The sequence below is a fragment of the Frigoribacterium sp. AP1 genome (assembly GCF_056680555.1).
Genome location: NZ_CM155288.1, coordinates 943,176 through 958,267 on the forward strand (window position 1 = coordinate 943,176; position 15,092 = coordinate 958,267).

General features: G+C 72.1%; 13 protein-coding genes and 2 tRNA genes. 3 read left to right on the forward strand and 12 right to left on the reverse strand.

The window, feature by feature from the left end; all coding sequences use genetic code 11:
* Positions 1-16: 16 nt before the first annotated feature.
* The 7 genes from AC1MBW_RS04550 to AC1MBW_RS04580 form a co-directional block, all read right to left on the reverse strand.
* A complete protein-coding gene (locus AC1MBW_RS04550) occupies positions 17-775 on the reverse strand; it encodes a glycosyltransferase family 2 protein (RefSeq protein WP_480025604.1) in 759 nt (252 codons plus the stop codon).
* Positions 772-2,160: a PIG-L family deacetylase gene (locus AC1MBW_RS04555; protein WP_480025605.1), complete on the reverse strand. Its 1,389-nt coding sequence runs from the start codon at positions 2,158-2,160 to the stop codon at positions 772-774. The genes AC1MBW_RS04550 and AC1MBW_RS04555 overlap by 4 nt, the downstream gene beginning before the upstream one ends.
* Positions 2,154-3,338 carry an acyl-CoA dehydrogenase gene (locus AC1MBW_RS04560; protein ID WP_480025606.1) on the reverse strand — a complete coding sequence of 395 codons (1,185 nt, stop codon included), beginning with the start codon at positions 3,336-3,338 and terminating at the stop codon, positions 2,154-2,156. The genes AC1MBW_RS04555 and AC1MBW_RS04560 overlap by 7 nt, the downstream gene beginning before the upstream one ends.
* Before the next feature lie 82 nt (positions 3,339-3,420).
* Positions 3,421-3,753, reverse strand: a complete 333-nt coding sequence (locus AC1MBW_RS04565) for a hypothetical protein (protein ID WP_054144965.1) — start codon at positions 3,751-3,753, stop codon at positions 3,421-3,423.
* A gap of 166 nt (positions 3,754-3,919) precedes the next feature.
* Positions 3,920-4,009, reverse strand: a tRNA-Ser gene (locus AC1MBW_RS04570).
* Between the two features lie 477 nt (positions 4,010-4,486).
* Positions 4,487-5,869, reverse strand: a complete 1,383-nt coding sequence (locus tag AC1MBW_RS04575; protein ID WP_082383118.1) for an LCP family protein — start codon at positions 5,867-5,869, stop codon at positions 4,487-4,489.
* 142 nt (positions 5,870-6,011) lie between these two features.
* Entirely contained in the window at positions 6,012-7,073 is a 1,062-nt protein-coding gene (locus tag AC1MBW_RS04580; RefSeq protein WP_480025607.1) for a glycoside hydrolase family 6 protein, read from the reverse strand.
* Positions 7,074-7,362: 289 nt separating this feature from the next.
* Between AC1MBW_RS04580 and AC1MBW_RS04585 the strand changes: the two genes are divergently transcribed.
* Positions 7,363-7,662 carry a hypothetical protein gene (locus tag AC1MBW_RS04585; protein WP_480025608.1) on the forward strand — a complete coding sequence of 100 codons (300 nt, stop codon included), beginning with the start codon at positions 7,363-7,365 and terminating at the stop codon, positions 7,660-7,662.
* 240 nt (positions 7,663-7,902) lie between these two features.
* Here the strand turns inward: AC1MBW_RS04585 and AC1MBW_RS04590 are convergent.
* The 3 genes from AC1MBW_RS04590 to serS all read right to left on the reverse strand — a co-directional run bounded on the left by AC1MBW_RS04590 (position 7,903) and on the right by serS (position 10,259).
* Positions 7,903-7,990: transfer RNA gene (locus tag AC1MBW_RS04590), tRNA-Ser, on the reverse strand.
* Between the two features lie 152 nt (positions 7,991-8,142).
* Positions 8,143-8,997 carry an HAD family hydrolase gene (locus AC1MBW_RS04595; RefSeq protein WP_200908303.1) on the reverse strand — a complete coding sequence of 285 codons (855 nt, stop codon included), beginning with the start codon at positions 8,995-8,997 and terminating at the stop codon, positions 8,143-8,145.
* Positions 8,994-10,259, reverse strand: a complete 1,266-nt coding sequence (gene serS / locus AC1MBW_RS04600) for a serine--tRNA ligase (RefSeq protein ID WP_480025609.1) — start codon at positions 10,257-10,259, stop codon at positions 8,994-8,996. The genes AC1MBW_RS04595 and serS overlap by 4 nt, the downstream gene beginning before the upstream one ends.
* Positions 10,260-10,357: 98 nt before the next feature.
* Here serS and AC1MBW_RS04605 point away from each other — a divergent pair, with 98 nt between their 5' ends.
* Positions 10,358-11,383, forward strand: a complete 1,026-nt coding sequence (locus AC1MBW_RS04605) for a diacylglycerol/lipid kinase family protein (protein ID WP_054145089.1) — start codon at positions 10,358-10,360, stop codon at positions 11,381-11,383.
* 51 nt (positions 11,384-11,434) lie between these two features.
* Here AC1MBW_RS04605 and pheA read toward each other — a convergent pair whose 3' ends face one another.
* Entirely contained in the window at positions 11,435-12,388 is a 954-nt protein-coding gene (gene pheA / locus AC1MBW_RS04610; protein ID WP_480025610.1) for a prephenate dehydratase, read from the reverse strand.
* Positions 12,389-12,457: 69 nt separating this feature from the next.
* Here pheA and pgm point away from each other — a divergent pair, with 69 nt between their 5' ends.
* Positions 12,458-14,077 carry a phosphoglucomutase (alpha-D-glucose-1,6-bisphosphate-dependent) gene (gene pgm, locus AC1MBW_RS04615; RefSeq protein WP_054145091.1) on the forward strand — a complete coding sequence of 540 codons (1,620 nt, stop codon included), beginning with the start codon at positions 12,458-12,460 and terminating at the stop codon, positions 14,075-14,077.
* Positions 14,078-14,186: 109 nt separating this feature from the next.
* Here the strand turns inward: pgm and AC1MBW_RS04620 are convergent, their stop codons facing one another.
* Positions 14,187-15,002: a M15 family metallopeptidase gene (locus AC1MBW_RS04620; RefSeq protein WP_480025611.1), complete on the reverse strand. Its 816-nt coding sequence runs from the start codon at positions 15,000-15,002 to the stop codon at positions 14,187-14,189.
* Between the last annotated feature and the right edge of the window lie 90 nt (positions 15,003-15,092).

Below are 15,092 nucleotides of genomic sequence, written 5' to 3' on the forward strand. Positions count from 1 at the left end.
CGCGGTGCCGGTCCCGTCAGGCGAGCAGGTCCACGGCGAGGTAGCCCGCGTAGCCGCCCGACGTGCGTCCGTCGCGCCGCCCCGAGGTCAGCACCTCGCCGACGTCCGACGCGACGAGGGTCGCGCCGGCGTCGCGCAGCCGGTCGACGAGGACGTTGTCCTCGTGCAGGTCCACCGGGGCGAACCCGCCGACGGCCCGGTACGACGAAGCCCGCACGCCGAGGTTGGCGCCGTGCACGTGGCCGTTCGGCCGTCCGGGCGTGTGCCGGGCGGTCCAGGCCGCGATCTGGCGCGGCGAGAGGTCGGCGAAGTCCGGGCGGACGGTGCCGATCACGACGTCGGCACCCGAGGCCGCGCGGTCGAGCTGGTCGTCGATCCAGCCGGGCGGCACGACCGAGTCGGCGTCGGTGCAGGCGAGCCACACCGCGTCGAGCGACAGGTCGCCGGAAGGCAGTCCGTCCGAGGCTGCGCCGAGCTCGTCCAGGGCGACGTCGACGCCGACGGCCCGGGCGACACCGACCCCGCGGGCCTCGATCTCGACGACGGTCACGCGAGGGTGCGCACGGGCGGCCGCGACCGTGCCGTCGGTGCAGGCGTCGGCCACGAGGACGACGACGACCCGCACCTCCGGGTGGGTCCGGGCCGTGTGCCGCCGGGCCAGGTCGACGCCGTCGAGGGCGCGTGAGACGAGTTCCTCCTCGTCGTGCGCGGGGACGACGACCGCGACGGCGCGCACGGGGCGGGTCGTGGTCGGGCGCACGGTCGGGTCGCTCATCGCAGCCCCGTCCGCTCGGCGACCGACCGGGGGTCCCGCGAGAAGACGTCGAGCACGAAGTCGCCCTCGACGTGGTGCGAGACCCGGTGGAGGCGCGGGTCGGCCCCCAGCCGGGCGTGGACGTCGTCCGCGCTCTGCCGGAAGTCGCCCTCGAGCTGGGTCCAGTGGCAGGCGACGACGTCGCCGTCCTCGGCCAGGCCGTCGACGATCGAGTCCACGAGCCGTCCGAACGCCTCCGGGGCCAGGTAGTAGCCGACCTCGCTGAGGACGACGAGGTCGAACGTGCCCGACGGGTAGTCGGCGGCGGCGTCGGCCTGCTCGACCGCGACGTGCGGCAGGTTCGCGAGCCGTTCGCGGGCGGCCTGCACGGCGACCGACGACACGTCGAGGGCCAGCAGACGGTCCGCCGCAGGGGCCAGGTCGCCGGTCAGCACGCCGATCGAGCAGCCCACCTCGAGCACGCGGCCGTAGCGCTCACGCGGCAGCGACGCCACGGTGAGGGCGCGCTTGCGGCGCTCGTACCAGCGCGTCGTGACCCGCCACGGATCGGCGCGGCGGGCGTGCGTCCGGTCGAACGTGGCCTCGGTCGCCGGACCCGACGCCGCGGCGCCCGACCCCGGCCCGGCCACCACGAACACCTCGCGCCCGCGGGCGAAATGCCGCTCGAACACCGGGTGCAGCACGGGGGCGTCCTCGGGCGCGTCCGAGAGCGGTCGTCGTTGCGAGACGTACGCCGCGAGGGCCGAGCGTTTCGCGGCGTCGGCGACGGCGTCCAAGGACGACAGCCGCAGCGACGGCCAGGGCACGTCGGGGTGGTCGGGCGAACCCCAGTGCCACAGCCAGATCGGGTACTCGAGCAATGCCGTGCCGGCCTGGTCCGCCTCGGCCACCAGCTCGGCGGCGATCTCGCCGAGCACGCGGTGGTCCCGGTGGCCGTCCCCGCGCCAGGGTGCCACGAGCAGGCCACCCGGTCCGGGCAGCAGGGGCCTCAGCCGCTCGGTGATCTCGGCACGGGCCTCGCGGACCGCTCCGTCGGCGATGCTCCACTGCACCAGCTCGACGTCGTGACCCAGCAGGTGGATCGCGACCCGCGCCTCCTCGGCTCTCGTCGCGACGAGGTCCTCGGCGCTCGTGGTCGAGCCGGGGTGCGAGGCGGCGCCGTCGGTGACCACGACGACCGTGACCGGGACGCCGCGGGCGGCCGCGTCGGCGATCAGGCCGCCGGCACCGAGGGTCTCGTCGTCGGGGTGGGCGGCCAGCACGACCAGACGTGACACCGCGGACCGGTCGACGGTGCCGTCGAGCGACGGCAGGGCGAGGAGGCGCGGGTCGGCCTCCCAGCTCTCGACCGGCGTCCCCGGCGCGCGACCGTCGAAGCTCACCACGTGGGGAGCCCGTCGCGGGCGGCGTCGCGGAGCACCGTCTGACCGAGCGACGCGTCGTCGCGTTCGCCGTGGTGCTGGCGGAGGTAGAGCTCGAGGTCGGCGACACGCTTGGCGTGGGCCGCGTCGGTCGCCAGCGGCGCGGGGCCGAGGGCACGGGAGGCCCGGGCCAGCACCTCGTCGCAGGCGTGCGCGACCGTCCCGCGGACGCGCTTGGCCAGCAGCCGCCCCGCCTCACCGGTCGCCTCGCCGGCGTCGACGAGGTCGGCGGCCTCGACCAGCGCCCGGCGGGCGTCGGCCAGCCGCGTGTCGACGAGGCCGAGGGCCTGCAGGAGGTGCGGGTCGGCCGGGCGCTCCGGCGCGCGCGACGAGGCGGTCACCGCCGCGGCGAGCAGCGTGCGGGCCACCCCGACCGCGCCGCCGTACCAGCACGCCGCGACGCCGATGCCGCCCCAGGAGAAACCGGGACGCTCGAGGTACCAGCCGGGCGCGCCGACCTCGTGCGCCTCGACGTCGTCGAAGTCGACCGGGCCGGACGGGATCTCGACCAGCCCCCGGGCGTGCCAGGCGTCGGCCGTGACGGTGACGCCCTGCTGACGGAGGTCGACCGAGAACAGCCGCCGCTCGTCACCGACCCAGGCGGTGACCAGGGCGCCGTCGACCGTGCCCGCGAGCGAGCACCAGGGCTTCGTGCCCGTCAGCGACCAGGCGCCGGTCGCGTCGGAGCGACGTGAGCCCTCGAGGCGGACTCCGGGGCCCTCGGCGGCGAACACGCCCCAGGTGAAGGAGTCGTCGGTGCGGGCGCGGGCGGGCAGCACGGAGCCCTCGCCGCCGTCCTCGTCGGGCAGGGTCTCGGGGGACGTCGCGGCGACGTCCTCGGCGTGCTGGTCGAGGATGGCGAGCGCGTCGAGGTGCGGTTCGACGGCTCGCGCCGCACCGAGGTCGTGCGCGGCGAGCGTGGCCAGGGCCTGCCAGAGGTCGGCCGTCGATCCGAGTCCGGGCAGAGCGCCGTGTCGACCGAGCTCGACCGCGAGGTCGAGGGCCTCGTCGACCGTCGGTGCCTGGCCGGATCGCAGCTGGTCGACGACGAGAGCGGTGGCGGTCCCGACGACCGGACCCGCGCCTCCCAGGGTGACCGGGACGACGGTCGCGGCGGGGCGCGCGGGCGCAGGAGTAGTCATCGTCCCGACGCTAGTCGGTCGACCGGCCTCACGCGGGGCCTTGACACCGACCTGGCGACAGGTGTCGTCGACGCGGCAGGACTCAGAACTCGTCGGCGTCCAGGGGGATGCCGTCGGTGGGATCGCTCGTCTGGGGTTCGACGCGCCGCAGCCGGTCGATGCGGGCCTCGATGTCGTCGACCAGGTGGTCGTCGTCGATCTCGACCTCGTCGGTCTGCTCTTCGGAGACGAGCATCTGGCTCGCCGGGCCGAGCAGGATCTGGAACCGCTGGTGGACGCCGCCACGATCCATGCCCGGCAGGTCGACCATGTCGGACTCGTTCTGCATGGCCAGTGCCCGCGCGTACTCGACGACGGCCGCCGCGATCTCGTCGCCGGTGACCAGGTACTCGTCGGCGTAGTGGATGCGTTTCACCGGTGGTTCTCCCTGCAGTCGAGACGACTCGTCGTCACCGGTCACGCTACGCCGCAGGCGTCTGGGAGAGCACCGCACCGGGGGACGCCGGGGCGCCCGGGAGCGGACAGAAGAAAAGCCACCCCGGAACATCTCTGGCGAGAGAGAGAACCGACGTGGCTTTCCGCGGAGCCGGTGGGATTTGAACCCACGGTTCCCACAAAGGGAACTCCACCTTAGCAGGGTGGTGCACTAGGCCGAACTATGCGACGGCTCCATGCGGCTCGCGAGCGAACGCGCAGGGACCAGCATAGCGGCCCGAGAGCCAGATGCCGAAACCGAGCCCGCGACCGGTCGGACGTCGGGCACGGAGGGGCGTGGACAGAACCACCCGTGCCCCACCCGCTCTGGGGGGCGTGATCGGCTTGTCGGCATTTGTGCCGACACATAGAGTACCCCTGACGCCGACGACGGTCGAGGGGCAGTGGTTCGACAGCACGAGCCCGTTCACCCTTGCCGAACACGCTCCCCGACAGTCGTCGCGTCACGTGCCCCATCATCGAGCGCCGCACCCGAACGGCTGCGTCCGAGGGGCTCCGCCGGCATCGACGCCGGCCTCCACACCCCCCACGGTGCCGCACCCCTGATCCCGGCATCGCGGGGTTCTCATGCGTGCCGGTTCGGGCCGCCGCTTGAGGTCACCGGTCGTCCCGGCGAGCTGGTTACTCGCCGGGACGACTTCTCGGCCGTGCGCCTAGTTCGAGCCGAACGCGACCGAGCAGGTCTGGTCGGCCGCCGTCTGACCCGTGAGGCCCTCGATGACCTCGGTCGTCGGCGGCGTGGTCGCCGCTCCCGCGCCCGGATCGGTGGGGGCCGCCGTGTCGACCGGAGCCGCGGTCTGGGCCGGCGAGGACGTCTCGACCGGAGCGGCCGGGGCCTGGCTCGAAGCCGATCCGTCACCCGTGGCGGTGCTCTCGGAACCGATGCCGGTGCTGCCCTCGGGGATCGAGAACGGGACGTCGTTCTTGATCGCGTCGAAGAGCTGGGTCGCCACGGCCTTGTCGGGCTGCACCTTGCCCTCGTAGACGCCGGAGCCACCGGTCGTGCCGGGGTACTGGACGAAGTTGACGGAGTCGAGCGGCAGGTCTCGCAGCGCGAGGCCGATCTGCACCATGGTGTCGATCTTCGTCAGCTGGTCGGACAGGGTCATGTTGCTGGCCGCGGCACGGGCCAGCGAATAGAGCTTCGTGGGGTTGCTGAGCGTGTCGGCGCTCTTCACCGTCCGCAGCAGCGACGAGAGGTAGACCTGTTGGCTGCTGATGCGGCCGAGGTCGGACCCGTCGCCCACGCCGTGGCGGGTGCGCAGGAAGGCCAGGGCGTCGGCCCCGGACAGCACGGACTCGCCGGCCGGGATGTCGAGACCCGTGTAGCGGTCCTTGATGGGGGTGGCTGCGCAGACCGGCACACCGCCGATGGCGTTCGACATCTCGATGACGCCGTTGAACGAGATCATGCCCGCGAAGGGGATGTCGAGACCGGTCAGGCTCGACACGGTCGAAGCGACGCAACTGAGCCCGCCGTACGAATAGGCCTCGTTGATCGGCCGGGCCGACATCGCCGAGTAGTACCCGGAGCCGTCCTCTTTCGCACACGACGGGATGGGCACGACCATGTCGCGCGGGATGCTGACGGCCGTCGCGTTGCTGTGGTCTGCCGAGACGTGCAGCAGGATGTTGACGTCGTTCAGGGTCGCGTCGCGTTCGCCGAAGGCGCCCTGGTCTTGGCTGGCGTCGTTGTCGGTCCCGACGACGAGGATGTTGAAGCCGCCCTCGTACTCGCTGATCGACGGGGGCGCGGGCTTGGTGGTCTCGCCCTGGGCCGCCTGCAGTTCGACACCCGTGCCGAGGTCGCTGCGCACCTGGTACGCCGCGATCGCACCGACCGAGGCTCCGCTGACGAGCAGCACGGCCACGGAGGCGGCGACCACCTTCGTGACGGCCCGCACCGGGCCTCCGCTCTTCAGCCGGCCGTGACGGGCGACTCCCGTCGTCGCCGGGGTGGCACGGCGACCGGAGGCGGTCCCCTCGGGTCGGGCAGCTCGGCGGCCACGGCCGGATCGGTCGCGAAGGTCGCTCACGCGGTGTCCTCTCGGTCATCGAAGGCACTGGTCGCTCGCTCGGACTCGAGAGAACTCGTGGATCGAGCGGGCGGACGTGCACCGTTCGGTGTACGGGCAGAAGGAGAGTCTACGCAGACGGTCCTGGACCGCCCCCGGGGACTCAGCCGACCTTGCGGTTGGCGACGAGCTGCACGGCGTACGACGCGAACCACTGGCCGGCCGCCGGCCCGGCGTTGCACTGTCCGTCGCTGGCCCCGGGCGTCTTGATCCAGAGGAGGGCGTCAAGCTTCGTCGAGCCGGTCTGGACGGACGGTACCGCCCCCAGGCCGGCGCCGGGGGCGTTGCACCACGTGCCCTTCCAGCCGCGACCGTTGCGTGACGTGTCGATCACGTAGCGCGCGCCTCCCGAAGCCTGCGACACCTTCTCGGCGTACGCCCGCTCGGACTCGACGGGGTAGTAGTTCGAGACGTTGGTCGCGAAGCCCCGGGCCCGGTCCACGCCCGCGGCCTTGAGGCGCGCGGCCATGGTCTGCGGCGGCACCCAGTTCGAGTTGCCGGCGTCGATGTACGCCGGCACCCCGGCGTCGGCGAGTGCAGCCACGGCCGCGGCGATGGTCGCCTCACGTCCGTTCGTCTGGGTGGGGCAGTTGCTGATCAGGGCGAGGGCGTCGGGTTCGACGATGACGGCGGCACGGTGACCGGCGAGGCGCGAGGTGACGAGCTGGTTCCAGCGGAGGTAGGCCGCGTTGTCGGCGGAACCCCCGGCCGAGTGGCTGCCGCAGTCGCGGTTGGGGATGTTGTAGGTGACGAAGACGGGCGTGGTGCCCTTCTTCTCGGCGGCGGCGACGGTGGCGTCGATCTTCTGCACGAGCTGCGCGTCGGTGAACCAGCCGCCGAGCCAGGTGGCGACGGACTGCTGGGCGATCGTGCGGGCGGCCGACGCCTCAGCGGTGCGGCCCTGCGACGAGAGCGTCGCCGCGGCACGGGCGGCCTCGCCGTTCGTGTCGACGAACAGACCGCCCTTGTAGAGGGTCGCGCTGCTGGCGGTGCGGATGGTCTGCGGGGTCGTCGTGGCGGTCGTGCGGGGTGCCGCGGACGACGTCGCGGTCGGGGTCGGGCCGGCGGCGTGGGCGGCGGCAGGGGTGGCGGCGATGCCGGCCACGAGGGCGACGGCGGCACCGATGACGAGGGCGGCACGGGTCGTCGGGGTCATGTGGGTCATGGGTGTCGGTCCTGGGGTGTCGGGGGCCCGGGCGGTGTTCGGCCCACCCGGGGTGCCGACCGGTGCGGGGTCGCAGCGGGAGGCTCGAACAGTGCAACACGGGGGCGCCGTCGCGTTCAGTCCCTGTTCGGGGGGACGGGATGGTCCCCTTCGGGGGACACTCCCCCCGGGCACGGCACGTCGACGGGCTCGTGCCGCCGCGCCCGCAGCGGCCCTCGCGGCGACCGACCTGGGACACTGGACCGGCGGTCGCGGACGCTCCCGCACGCACCAGGCCCGGGAGGACTACATGAACGGCGAGACCAATCGAGACGCGTGGCGGGACTCGGTCGAGACCTGGCTCAAGGGCGACGAGCGCAACGACGTCTTCGACGGCTACCTCGACTGGTACCGCGCGCCGGTGATGGTCGACACCGACGACTGGACGCGTGACTTCTTCGTGCTGCCGGCCGTGGGCTCGGACATCCTGCACAAGCACGCCGGCTTCGTCGACGGCGACTCCGCCGTCTCGGTCGACGACACCACCTGGCGTGAGCTCAGCACCCTGATCGGCGAGGCCTTCGCCACCTACGCCGCCGCCAAGCACTAGCCCCGTCCACCCCAGGAGGCGCGGGCCGGTTTCCGGCCTCGCCTCATCTGGCGGAGGGCGTGGGATTCGAACCCCGCGGCGCGCCAGCGACGCGTCCGCCCGGTCGGCGCCCTCCAGGGCGCGGTGCGGAACGCGCAACTCGTCTGGCGGAGGGCGTGGGATTCGAACCCCGCGGCGCGCCAGCGACGCGTCCGCCCGGTCGGCGCCCTCCAGGGCGCGGTGCGGAACGCGCGGCCCGACTGGCGGAGGGCGTGGGATTCGAACCCACGAGACATCTCTGCCCACTTGTTTTCAAGACAAGCTCCATCGGCCGCTCGGACAGCCCTCCCGGTGGCCTGGTGAGCTTCGCCGCCACGATGTGGTCAAAACGCCACGTTTTGTCGTGGCGTCGTGTTCATTTCGTGGCGGGGTGCGTCAACCGAGCAACCGGAGCCGAGTCTAGCGGACGACCCCGATCACACGCCGGGGCGAACAGCCGGCTCAGAGCGTCGCGAGCACCTCGGCGAGCCCGTCGTCCAGGTCGCTCGACGTCTGCTCGTTGGCCACCGCGGCGACGTCGTCAGGCGCCTGACCCATGGCGACGCCACGCCCCTCGCCGGCGGCCCAACGCAGCATGTCGATGTCGTTGCGCCCGTCACCCGCGGCCAGCACCTGCGACCGGGGCACGTCGAGCCACCGACGCACGCGCTCGAGGGCGGTGGCCTTGGTGACGCCGTCGGGGGCGATGTCGAGCCAGGCCGTCCAGCCGACGTTGTAGTTGACGTGCTGCAGGCCCATGCGCTCGACGGCGGTGAGGAAGTCCTCGGTGTCGTGGTCGGGCGAGACGACGACCACGCGGGTCGCCGGCCGGCCGACGAGGTCGTCGAACTCGACCTTCTCGGCGTTGAGCGCCGCGGCCGCGGCGGGGAACGACCCGCAGTACCGCAGCAGGCCCTCTTGGTCTTCGACGGCGTAACCGGCGCCGGCGTCGGCCAGGGCCTCGCGGATCGTCGACAGCACCTGGGTCGGGTCGAACTCTTCGACGTGCACGCGGCGGTACCCCGTCGGGGCCGACTCGTCACGTCCCAGGGTGATCGCGCCGTTCGCGCAGACGACGTAGTCCGAGACGAGGCCGAGGCGCTCCATGACGGGCAAGGTCATCGACACCGACCGCCCGGTCGCGATCATGACCTGGTGGCCCTGGTCGTGGAGGCGCGTGATCTCGCCCAGGACGGCCTCGGAGATCGTGCCGTCCTCGGGCATGATCGTGCCGTCGACGTCGAGCGCGACGAGCCACCGGTCGGCGGCGGCCACGGGCTCGTCCTCGGGCCGGGGTGCGGCGGCGGCCTGGCTCATGCGACCGGCTCGATGACCTCGAGGCCGCCGAGGTAGCCGCGCAGCGCCTCGGGAACGACCACCGAACCGTCGGCCTGCTGGTGCGTCTCGAGGATCGCGACGAGCCAGCGCGTGGTCGCCAGGGTGCCGTTGAGGGTCGCGACGGGAGCGGTCTTGCCGCTTTCGGTGCGGTACCGGGTGTCGAGCCGACGGGCCTGGAAGGTGGTGCAGTTCGACGTGCTGCTGAGCTCGCGGTAGGTGCCCTGCGTCGGCACCCAGGCCTCGATGTCGAACTTGCGCGCGGCGCTCGAGCCGAGGTCGCCGGCCGCGACGTCGATCACGCGGTAGGTGAGGCCCAAAGCCTGCAGCATGGCCTCTTGGAAGCCCACGAGCGCGTCGTGCTCGGCCTCGGCCTGGTCGGGGTGCACGTAGCTGAACATCTCGAGCTTGTTGAACTGGTGCACGCGCAGGATGCCCCGGTTGTCCTTGCCGGCGGCCCCGGCCTCGCGGCGGTAGCAGGTCGACCAGCCGGCGTAGCGGATCGGGCCCGCCTCGACGTCGAGGATCTCGTCGGAGTGGTACCCGGCGAGCGCGACCTCGCTCGTGCCGGTCAGGTACAGGTCGTCGGCGGGCAGGTGGTAGACCTCGTCGGCGTGTGAGCCCAGGAACCCGGTGCCCGCCATGACCTCGGGTCGCACGAGCGTCGGGGTGATCAGCGGCGTGAAGTCGTTCTTCAGGGCGAGGTCGAGGGCCATGTTCATCAGGCCGAGCTCGAGGCGCGCACCGATGCCGCGCAGGAAGTAGAAGCGCGAGCCCGACACCTTCGTGCCGCGCTTGATGTCGATCGCGCCGAGCTTCTCGCCGAGGTCGGCGTGGTCGAGCGGCTCGAAATCGAAGGAGGGGCGGGTGCCGTGCTCACGGAGCGTCACGAAGTTCTCTTCGCCGCCCGAGGGCACGCCGTCGACGATCAGGTTGCCGATGCCACGCGCGGCCGTGTCGAAGGCCGCATCGGCCTCGTTCGAGGCCACCTGCGCCTCCTTCACGCGGGCGGCGAGCTGCTGTGCCTGCGCGACGAGCGCCTTCTTCTCGTCTTTCGGCGCCTTGGCGACGGTCTTGCCGAAGGCGTTCTGCTCGGCACGGAGGTCTTCGAAGGCGGCGATCGCGGCGCGGCGGGCCTGGTCGGCCGCCACGGCGTCGTCGACCAGCGACTCGGAGTCGCCCCGGGCCCGCTGGCTGAGCTTGACGAGGTCGGGGGATTCACGGAGCAACTGGGGATCGATCACCCGCCCATCCTAGGCAACGGCACCTGCCCGGCAGACGTTCTCCACCGAGCCTTCGTCTTCTCGTTACTTCACGGAGGCGCGTCCAATACGCTCGCCCCATGACCGCCACCTCCCCCTCCCCCGCCGAGCACGCCTCGGCGCCCGAGCCCGAGACGGCTCGCCAGACCGCCGCGGTCGTCTACAACCCGATCAAGGTCGACCTCGACGCGATCAAGACGGCCGTCCAGCGCCACGAGTTCTCGAACGGTTGGGGCCCCACGACGTTCTACGAGACCAGCAAGGAAGACCCGGGCGGCGAGGTGACGAAACAGGCCCTCGCCGAGGGCGTCGACATGGTGATCGCCGCCGGTGGCGACGGCACGGTGCGTGCGGTCGCCGAGGCCCTCCAAGGCACCGACGCCTCGCTCGCCCTGCTGCCCTCGGGGACGGGCAACCTGCTGGCCCGCAACCTCGAGCTCTCGCTCGACAACCTCGACGACTCGATCGCGACGGCGTTCAGCGGTCGCGACCGCGACATCGACCTCGGCGTCGTCGACATCGAGCGTGAGGACGGCTCGCGCGAGACCAAGGCGTTCGTCGTCATGGCAGGTGTCGGCCTCGACGCCAAGATGCTCGCGAACACCAACGACGAGCTGAAGAAGCGCGTCGGCTGGCTCGCCTACGTCGACGCCATCGCACGGGCCCTGCGCGACGACAACCGCATCGACGTCCGCTACGAGCTCGACGACCAGGGCCGCAAGTCGATGCGCGCCCACACGATCATCGTCGGCAACTGCGGGCTGCTGCCGGCGAACATCATGCTGCTGCCCGACGCGGCGATCGACGACGGCATCTTCGACATCGTCGCCCTGCGCCCCGAGGGGTTCTTCGGCTGGGTGCAGATCTGGGTCAAGATCGTGTGGGAGAACGGCATCCTGCGCCGCACGCACGTCGGCCGCCGCATCCTCGCCGCGAACAGCCGCGAGGTGCGCACGCTGCGCTACAACAAGGGCAAGAAGCTCGTCGTGCGTCTCGACTCCCCCCAGGACTTCGAGATCGACGGCGACTCGGTCGGCAAGGCCGTCGCCCTGCGCGCGGTCGTCGACCCGGGCGGCCTCACGGTCCGCGTCCCGGCCGACTCCTGATCAGCGCAGCCCGCTGATCAGCGCCGACTCCTGATCAGCGCAGGCTCCTGATCAGCGCAGGCCGCTGATCAACCCGCGCAGCCAGTCGCGGGCCTCGACGAAGGCCTCGTCGTCGTACCGCGGCGAGACCTCGGCCGGGGCACCGTCGGCACGCGGGTACGACCCGAGGAACATCACGCTCGGGCTGAACCGCTTCAGCCCGAGCAGGGCGTCCGCGACGCGCTCGTCGAGCACGTGCCCCTCGAGGTCGATCACGAACCGGTAGCGCCCGAGGGCATCGCCGATCGGCCGTGACTGGATCAGGCTGAGGTTGATGCCGCGGGTCGCGAACTGCTCGAGCATGTCGACCAGGGCACCCGAGCCGTCGGTCGGCAGCTCGACGATCAGGCTCGTCTTGTCGGCGCCGGTCGCGGGGGGCACGGGCACCGTGCGGCTGACCAGCACGAAGCGCGTGACGGCCTGGTCGTTGTCGCCGATGTCGTGGGCGAGCACCTCGAGATCGTGGTGGTCGGTGATGCCGGGAGGCGCGACCGCGGCGTCCGCGGAGCCCCCGACCCCGCCCTCCTCGAGCAACGACGCGGCGGCGGCCACGTTCGACGAGGCGGGCAGGTGCCCGTGGCCGGGAAGGGCGCGCTCGAGCCAGCGGTGGGTCTGCGCGTAGGCGACCGGGTGCGCGTTGACGACCCGCACCTCCTCGATGCGGGTGCCCGGCCGGGCGACGAGCACGAAGTTGACGCGCACCAGGTACTCGCCGACGATGCGGAGGCCCGGGACGGTGGCGAGGGCGTCCTGGGTCGCGCTGACGCCCCCCTCGACGCTGTTCTCGATGGCGATCATCGCGGCCGTGCTGATGCCCGACACGACGTCGGCCAGGGCCTCGCCGACGTTGTTGACGCTCTTCCAGGTGGCGCCGACGGCCTCGGGCACCTGCTTCAGTGCCGCCTCGGTGAAGGTGCCCGCGGGCCCGAGGTAGCTGTAGGTCGTCGAGGAGGCGCGGGTCGGCATGACGAGGAGCCTACTGAGAGCCGCCCGGGCACCGCGACGAAGGTCGGCGCCGGGTGCCAGGATGTCCCCATGACCGACCGTGCCGGAACACCCGCAGAAGCCAGCGACCTGATCGACCCAGAAGAGGTCTCGGCCGCGTACTACGAGCTCGTCCCCGACGTCAGCAAGGTCGAGCAGAAGGTCGTCTTCGGCACCTCGGGCCACCGCGGCTCCTCGCTCGACGCGGCGTTCAACGAGACCCACATCGCCGCCATCACACAGGCGATCGTCGAGTACCGGGCAGGCCAGGGCATCACCGGCCCGCTGTTCATCGGGCGCGACACCCACATCCTCAGCGGCCCGGCCGAGCGCACCGCGGTCGAGGTGCTCACCGGCAACGACGTGAAGGTGCTGGCCGACGCCGAGGGCGGCTACGTGCCGACGCCCGCGCTCAGCCACGCGATCCTGGTCTACAACAACGACCCGGCGAACACCGACAAGGCCGACGGCATCGTCGTCACCCCCAGCCACAACCCGCCCCGCGACGGCGGCTTCAAGTACAACCCCCCGCACGGCGGCCCGGCCGACAGTGACGCCACGAACTGGATCGCGAACCGCGCCAACGAGATCATCGCCGCCGGCAACGTCGACGTGAAGCGCGGTGTCGGCACGCCCGGCCGCCACGACTTCCTGCGCGGCTACGTGGGCGACCTCGTCAACATCATCGACATCGACGCGATCAAGATGGCCGGCGTGAAGATCGGCGCCGACCCGCTCGGTGGCGCGAGCGTCGAGTACTGGGGCGCGATCCGCGACGTCTACGGCCTCGACCTCACCGTCACGAACCCCGGCGTCGACCCGACCTGGCGCTTCATGACGCTCGACTGGGACGGCAAGATCCGCATGGATCCGTCGAGCCCCTCGGCCATGGCCAGCGTCGTGCACCGCAAGGACGAGTTCGACGTGCTGACCGGCAACGACGCCGACGCCGACCGTCACGGCATCGTCACGCCCGACGGCGGCCTGATGAACCCGAACCACTACCTCGCGGTCGCCATCGACTACCTCTACACGCACCGTCCCGAGTGGCGCGACGACGCCGCGATCGGCAAGACCCTCGTCTCGTCGAGCATCATCGACAAGGTCGCCGAGTCGCACGGGCGTCGCCTGTGGGAAGTCCCGGTCGGGTTCAAGTGGTTCGTCCCCGGCCTGGTCGACGGCTCGGTCGCGTTCGGCGGCGAAGAGAGCGCCGGGGCATCGTTCCTCCGCAAGGACGGCACGGTCTGGACGACCGACAAGGACGGCATCCTGCTGGCCCTGCTCGCGAGCGAGATCATCGCCGTCACCGGCAAGACCCCGTCGCAGCTCTACGCCGAGCTCGTCGAGAAGTACGGCGACCCGGTCTACCAGCGGGTCGACGCGGCGGCGACGAAAGAGCAGAAGACGCGTCTGGGCAAGCTCGACGGCGACGCCATCGAGGCGACGGAGCTCGCCGGTGACCGCATCACGGCGAAGCTCAGCAAGGCTCCGGGCAACGACGCGGCCGTCGGTGGCGTCAAGGTGGTCACCGACAAGGCCTGGTTCGCGGCCCGCCCGAGCGGCACCGAGGACGTCTACAAGATCTACGCCGAGTCGTTCGAGGGCCCCGAGCACCTCGCCCGCGTCCAGGCCGAGGCCAAGACGATCGTCGACGCCGCGCTGGGCGCCTGACCGACCGGGCCGACGGCCCACACCCCAGGAAGTCGCCGAGACCCCCACCCGCGAGTGGGGGTCTCGGCAACTTCTGGGGGTCTCGGCGACTTCTGGGGGTCCCAGGGGGTCAGCCGGCGTAGTCGGGGGCGGCGGGCAGGCCGAAGAACTCCTCGAGCGTGGTGACGCCCGTGTCGTGCATCTCGGTGGCGAGCGGCACGCCCACGTACCGGAAGTGCCACGGCTCGAAGGTGAAGCCGGTCACGGCGACCTTGTCGGCCGGGTAGCGCAGCAAGAACCCGAAGCGCCACGCGTTGGCCGCCAGCCACTGCCCCTGCGGCGTGTCGCCAAAGCAGGCCTGCAGCGCACAGCTGAGCGGCACGGGACTGATGTCGAGGGCGAGGCCGGTCTGGTGCTCGCTGAAGCCGGGGCGGGCGCTCTGGGCGTCGGCCTGTGCCTGCCCGAGGCGCTGCACCCAGCCGGCGTAGACGCTCACCTGGGTGTCGTACGAGCGGTACGCGCTCTGCACCTGGAACGCCCCGGCCCCCTCGGCCTCGCCCGCCTGGAACATGGCGACGACCGCGGCGGCGGCCTCGGCGCGCAGGGTCGGCGGGTTCTGGTGGGTCACGTCGGGCGTGACGAGGTCGGCGGGCACGTAGTCGACCGGGGCGAGGGGGCGCCGCTTGTCGCTGACCACCCAGAGGCTGGCGGGGTCGTCGACCGACCGGGCCGCCTTGTCGAACGCGGGTGTCGTGGGGGACGTAGGAGGCGCCTCCTCGGTCGGGGTCGGGGTGGGCGTGGGCGTCGGAGTCGGCGAGACGGTCGCGGCCGACGTGGTCGGGCTCGGCTCGGGCGCGCCCTGCGAGCACGCGGCCAGCAGGCCGGTCGTGAGGACGACGGCCAGCACGGTGGTCGCGGGGCGGGGCAGGGAGGGGCGTCGAGACATCGCGTCGAGCCTAGTCACGCGCGTCGGCCGGGCACGGTCGGCCGTCGCCTGACGTCGAGGACGGACGATTCCTCTTGTTGTCGGGATCTT

Bases quoted from the DNA above. Each gene is read 5' to 3' on its own strand.
- pheA (WP_480025610.1), bottom strand. From the start codon at position 12,388: ATGCCGACCCGCGCCTCCTCGACGACCTACAGCTACCTCGGGCCCGCG.
- AC1MBW_RS04580 (WP_480025607.1), bottom strand. From the start codon at position 7,073: ATGACCCACATGACCCCGACGACCCGTGCCGCCCTCGTCATCGGTGCC.
- AC1MBW_RS04585 (WP_480025608.1), top strand. From the start codon at position 7,363: ATGAACGGCGAGACCAATCGAGACGCGTGGCGGGACTCGGTCGAGACC.
- AC1MBW_RS04605 (WP_054145089.1), top strand. From the start codon at position 10,358: ATGACCGCCACCTCCCCCTCCCCCGCCGAGCACGCCTCGGCGCCCGAG.
- AC1MBW_RS04550 (WP_480025604.1), bottom strand. From the start codon at position 775: ATGAGCGACCCGACCGTGCGCCCGACCACGACCCGCCCCGTGCGCGCC.
- AC1MBW_RS04560 (WP_480025606.1), bottom strand. From the start codon at position 3,338: ATGACTACTCCTGCGCCCGCGCGCCCCGCCGCGACCGTCGTCCCGGTC.
- pgm (WP_054145091.1), top strand. From the start codon at position 12,458: ATGACCGACCGTGCCGGAACACCCGCAGAAGCCAGCGACCTGATCGAC.
- AC1MBW_RS04595 (WP_200908303.1), bottom strand. From the start codon at position 8,997: ATGAGCCAGGCCGCCGCCGCACCCCGGCCCGAGGACGAGCCCGTGGCC.
- AC1MBW_RS04620 (WP_480025611.1), bottom strand. From the start codon at position 15,002: ATGTCTCGACGCCCCTCCCTGCCCCGCCCCGCGACCACCGTGCTGGCC.